Below are 3,972 nucleotides of genomic sequence, written 5' to 3' on the forward strand. Positions count from 1 at the left end.
GCGGCCGGTGGCGGGCGGTGCGGCGGCCAGCGGCGGGCGGCGGGCGGCGGTGCGGTGGTGGGCGGGTGCTGGCCGGGTGGGTCGGGGCCGCCGTCACAGCTGGGCGGGGGGCGCGGCTGCGAGGTGCGGCGAGGCGGGGTGGGTGGGTGGGTGGGTTGCGCGGTTCGTTGGTGCGTTCCGCGAAGGTCCCCCTGCCGTGCCCGCCCGCTCCATATCACGGGACGTGCGGCGGGTGGAGTGGTTCCCGATTCTGCATGTCACTCGATCGGGTACACCGACCGCCCTTACCAGATTCGATCATACCAACACACCACCTGGGGCCCGTTCACGCCACCCGCCACAACATGTAGTGTCCAGCGCGCTGGTGGTTCACCGTCCTACCCGGTGAGGCAAGAGGGAACCCGGTGTGAGTCCGGGACTGCCCCGCAGCGGTGAGCGGGAACGACCGCCGTCAGACAAGCACTGGGTCCAGTGGGCCTGGGAAGCGACGGCCAGTAGGTGTGTGCACGGCGCCCGCGAGTCCGAAGACCTGCCACCCGTGCGCGCGCCGGACCTCGGCGTGCGGTCTGGTCCTGCTCACGAGGAGAGAGCCTTGACCGTTGTCGACGCGCGGCCGTGGGACGGCCTGCGTCTTGAGTTGGCGCGACTCACCGCCGACCTGCCCGATGTTCGCACCGACCAGGTCCTCCGGCTGGTCGCAGCCGGGGCTGGAGGCAGTGCCGGAGCCGGAGCCCAAGAGCAAGAGCTGGTGGTTCGGGAGTTGGCGGTCCGGGGTGCTGCCGCCCTGACGGCCACCGATCCGCAGTACTCCAAGCTCGCCGCGCGGCTGCTGGCCGGGACGATCCGGACCGAAGTGGGGGACCGTCGGAGCTTCTCCGCGAGCGTGGAGCTCGGCACCCGGCTGGGACTGCTGTCGGAACGGCTGGCCGGGTTCGTCGCCCGGCACGCCGACGCCCTGGACGACACGATCGACGAAGCCGCCACGGACCGGTTCGAGTACTTCGGGCTCAAGACCGTCTACGACCGCTACCTGTTGCGCCACCCCGAGAAGCGCACCGTCATCGAAACACCCCAGCACTTCTTCCTGCGCGTCGCCTGTGGCCTGTCGGAGACAGTCGAGGAGGCGCGGGAGCTGTACGCCCTGCTCTCCCGCCTCGACTACCTGCCCAGCTCCCCCACCCTCTTCAACGCCGGCACCCGCCACCCGCAGCTGTCGTCGTGCTTCCTGCTCGACTCGCCCCGCGACGAGCTCGACTCGATCTACCACCGCTACGCCGAGGTCGCACGGCTCTCCAAGTTCTCCGGCGGCATCGGCGTCTCGTGGACCCGCGTCCGCTCCCGGGGCTCGCTGATCCGCGGCACCAACGGCCGTTCCAACGGCATCGTGCCGTGGCTGCGCACCCTGGACGCCTCGGTCGCCGCGGTCAACCAGGGCGGCCGGCGCAAGGGCGCGGCGTGCGTCTACCTCGAACCCTGGCACGCCGACGTCGAGGAGTTCCTGGAACTGCGCGACAACACCGGTGACGAGGCGCAGCGCACCCACAACCTCAACCTGGCCCTGTGGGTGCCCGACGAGTTCATGCGGCGCGTCGAGGCCGACGACCCCTGGTCGCTGTTCGACCCCAAGGACGTCCCGCACCTGACCGACCTCTGGGGCGCGGACTTCGACGCCGCCTACCAGCGGGCCGAGCGGCAGGGCCTGGCCAAGCGCACCCTGCCCGCCCGCGCCCTGTACGGCCGCATGATGCGCACCCTCGCCCAGACCGGCAACGGCTGGATGACCTTCAAGGACACCGCGAACCGCACGTCCAACCAGACCGCGGTCCCGAGCAACGTCATCCACCTGTCCAACCTGTGCACCGAGATCCTGGAGGTCACCGGCGACGACGAGACCGCCGTGTGCAACCTCGGCTCGGTCAACCTGGCCCGCCACACCACCCCCGACGGCATGGACTGGGACCGCCTGCGCGCGACCGTCCGCACGGCCGTGAAGTTCCTCGACCGCACGATCGACCTCACCTACTACCCCACCCCGGCGGCGGGCGGCGGCAACCGGCGCTGGCGGCCGATCGGGCTGGGCGTGATGGGCCTCGCCGACGTGTTCTTCCAGCACGGGCTGGCCTTCGACGCGCCGGAGGCGCTGGACCTGTCCACCCGGATCGCCGAAGAGATCGCGTTGACGGCGTTCGAGACCTCGGCGGAGCTGGCCGAGCGGCACGGTCCGCACCCCGAGTTCGGCGCCACCCGGGCCGCCCGCGGCGAGCTGCACCTCGACCACTTCCCGCACGCGGACCCGCGACAGCCCGAGCGCTGGCGGCGACTGCGCGAGCGGATCGCCCGGCACGGGCTGCGCAACTCGCTGGTCGTGGCCATCGCGCCCACCGCCACCATCGCCTCCATCGCGGGCTGCTCGGAGTGCATCGAGCCGGTGGTGTCCACGCTGTTCAAGCGCGAGACCCTGTCCGGCGAGTTCCTCCAGGTCAACCCGTACCTGGTGCGCGACCTCAAGGCCCTGGGCCGCTGGGACCAGACCACCCGCGACGCGATCAAGCGGGCCGACGGCTCGGTCCAGGGCCTCGACCTGCCCGCCGACCTCAAGGCCCGCTACCGGACCGCGTGGGAACTGCCGCAGAAGGCGCTGATCGACCTCGCCGCCGCGCGCACCCCGTACGTCGACCAGGGGCAGTCGCTGAACCTGTTCTCGGCCTCCCCCACCATCGGCAAGCTGTCCTCGATGTACGCCTACGCCTGGCGCGCCGGTCTCAAGACCACCTACTACCTGCGCTCCCGGCCCGCGACCCGCATCAACCAGACCACCGTTCCCGCCGGGGCGGCGTGCGACCTGGAGAACCCCGAGACCTGCGAGGCCTGCCAGTGACGCTCCTGGACCCCGGCATGGACCTGACCCTGCGCCCCATGCGCTACCCGGACTTCTACGAGCGGTACCGGGCCGCCATCCGCAACACGTGGACGGTCGAGGAGGTGGACCTCGCCGCCGACGTCGCCGACCTGGCCCGCCTCACCCCCGCCGAGCACCACCTGGTGCACCGGCTGGTCGCGTTCTTCGCCACCGGCGACTCGATCGTGGCCAACAACCTGGTGCTCAACCTCTACCAGCACGTCAACGCGCCTGAGGCCCGCCTGTACCTCTCGCGCCAACTGTTCGAGGAGGCCGTGCACGTCCAGTTCTACCTGACCCTGCTGGACACCTACCTGCCCGACCACGACGAGCGCGCGCGGGCGTTCGCCGCGATCGAGCACATCCCGTCGATCCGCGCCAAGGGCGAGTTCTGCTTCAAGTGGATCGACTCGATCAACGGCCTGGCCGAGCTGCGCACCCGCGACGAGCGCCGGGCGTTCCTGCTCAACCTGATCTGCTTCGCCGCGTGCATCGAGGGCCTGTTCTTCTACGGCGCCTTCGCCTACGTGTACTGGCTGCGCTCGCGCGGCCTGCTGCAAGGCCTCGCCACGGGCACGAACTGGGTGTTCCGCGACGAGTCGATGCACATGAACTTCGCGTTCAGCGTCGTGGACACCGTCCGCGCCGAGGAGCCGGAGCTGTTCGACGACGCGTTGCGCGCCGAGGTGACCGCCATGCTGCGCGAGGCGGTCGAGGTGGAGTTCCGGTTCGCCCAGGACGTGTGCGGCGACGGCCTGCCCGGCATGAACGCCCGGGACATGCGCGAGTACCTGTCGTACGTGGCCGACCAGCGGCTGGTGCGGCTGGGCCTGGCCCCGGTGTTCGGGGCGGCGAACCCGTTCCCGTTCATGGAGTTGCAGGACGTGCAGGAGCTGACCAACTTCTTCGAACGGCGCGTGTCGGCCTACCAGGTGGCGGTGCCGGGCACGGTCGCGCTGGACGAGGACTTCTGAGGCGGAACCCGAATCACCGAGCCAGTTCCTTCCGCATCCCCGAAAACCCACCCACGGCCAACGCCGCTCCCCCGCCCAACGTCAGCGCCACCAGCAGAC

The 3,972-nt window shown here is 70.7% G+C and carries 2 protein-coding genes and 1 riboswitch; both genes read left to right on the forward strand.

Annotation, left to right across the window (positions count from 1 at the left end; all coding sequences use genetic code 11):
- Positions 1-348 precede the first annotated feature (348 nt).
- Positions 349-552, forward strand: a riboswitch (cobalamin riboswitch).
- 40 nt (positions 553-592) lie between these two features.
- Entirely contained in the window at positions 593-2,878 is a 2,286-nt protein-coding gene (locus AB0A74_RS42520) for a ribonucleoside-diphosphate reductase subunit alpha (protein WP_358258896.1), read from the forward strand.
- Positions 2,875-3,873 carry a ribonucleotide-diphosphate reductase subunit beta gene (locus AB0A74_RS42525; RefSeq protein WP_358258898.1) on the forward strand — a complete coding sequence of 333 codons (999 nt, stop codon included), beginning with the start codon at positions 2,875-2,877 and terminating at the stop codon, positions 3,871-3,873. Before AB0A74_RS42520 ends, AB0A74_RS42525 begins: the two co-directional genes overlap by 4 nt.
- Positions 3,874-3,972 lie beyond the last annotated feature (99 nt).

The organism is Saccharothrix sp. NPDC042600 (genome assembly GCF_040647305.1).
GTDB lineage: Bacteria > Actinomycetota > Actinomycetes > Mycobacteriales > Pseudonocardiaceae > Actinosynnema > Actinosynnema mutabilis.